The organism is Agrobacterium bohemicum, from assembly GCF_001562555.1.
Classification (GTDB): domain Bacteria; phylum Pseudomonadota; class Alphaproteobacteria; order Rhizobiales; family Rhizobiaceae; genus Agrobacterium; species Agrobacterium bohemicum.
Map to the genome: position 1 here is coordinate 1 of NZ_KQ961047.1, position 1,364 is coordinate 1,364.

The 1,364-nt window shown below is 59.6% G+C and carries 1 protein-coding gene; it reads left to right on the forward strand.

From position 1 onward, the window contains the following. Positions 1 to 96 precede the first annotated feature (96 nt). Entirely contained in the window at positions 97 to 1,296 is a 1,200-nt protein-coding gene (locus ATO67_RS22125) for an IS256 family transposase (protein WP_067654054.1), read from the forward strand. The last annotated feature ends 68 nt before the right edge of the window (positions 1,297 to 1,364 follow it).

A 1,364-nucleotide genomic window follows, 5' to 3' on the forward strand; every position in this document is an offset into this window, starting at 1 on the left:
GATCGTGTCCCAGGACGTGGTGTAGCTGGGTTTCATAGCCATCGGTGTTTTCCGGTAGGGTCGGGTTGCTTATAACCAACCTGAAGGACACCACCGATGACCGACGACATGATGAACCTACGCTCACTCGTTGAGAAGAGCGCCGACGCCGATTTGCTGCGGGATATGATCGGCTTTGCCGCCGAGAGGCTTATGGCGCTGGAGGTCGGCACAAAGACAGGCGCGGGATACGGCGAGAAGAATGGCTTTCGACTGGCCCAGCGCAACGGCTATCGCGACCGGGATTGGGAGACACGGGCGGGCACCGTCGAGCTTCGCATTCCCAAGCTTCGCACAGGCAGTTATTTCCCGAGCTTCCTTGAGCCGCGCCGTATGGCGGAGAAGGCCCTGACGGCGGTCATCCAGGAAGCTTATATCCAAGGCATCTCGACGCGCTCCGTCGACGATCTTGTGAAAGCCATGGGCATGTCGGGCATCTCCAAAAGTCAGGTCTCACGGCTTTGCGAGGAAATAGACGACAAGGTCAAAGCCTTCCTCGACCGACCCATCGAGGGCGAATGGCCATACCTCTGGATCGATGCCACTTATCTCAAAGTCAGGCGCGGCGGCCGTATCGTCTCGGTCGCCGCTATTATTGCCGTCGGCGTCAATGCCGATGGACGCCGTGAGGTGCTTGGTCTGGAGATCGGCACATCCGAGGCCGAGCCGATCTGGACCGAGTTCCTGCGCAAATTGTCCCGCCGGGGGTTGAGAGGTGTAAAGCTCGTCGTCTCCGACGCCCATGAGAGCATCAAGATTGCGGTCAGCAAAGTGCTGAATGCGACCTGGCAGCGTTGCCGGGTTCACTTCATGCGCAATGCCCTGGCCCATGCCGGAAAGAGCGGGCGGCGTGTCGTCTCCGCCTTCATCGCCACGGCGTTTGCCCAGGAGACGCCAGAGGCAGCAAGCACCCAGTGGCGCAGCGTTGCCGATCAGATCAGACCGAAGGTTCCCAAGCTCGCCAACCTCATGGACGAGGCCGAGAACGATGTGCTGGCCTACATGACCTTTCCAAAGCAGCATTGGGCCAAGCTCCACTCGACCAATCCCATCGAGCGCCTCAACGGCGAAATCAAGCGACGCACCGAGGTCGTCGGCATATTTCCTAACGATGATGCGATCATCCGGCTCGTCGGCGCGTTGCTGCTCGAACAGAACGATGAGTGGGCCGTTCAACGGGCTCGATACATGACGCTGGAAACCATCGGGCAAATGAGCGATGATCCGCTCATCAGCTTGCCTGCTGTGGCACGCTGACAATCATCCGGCCAAGCCCGGAATACGCCGTGGATGTCATAAGCTACACCACGCTGCGGGACACGATC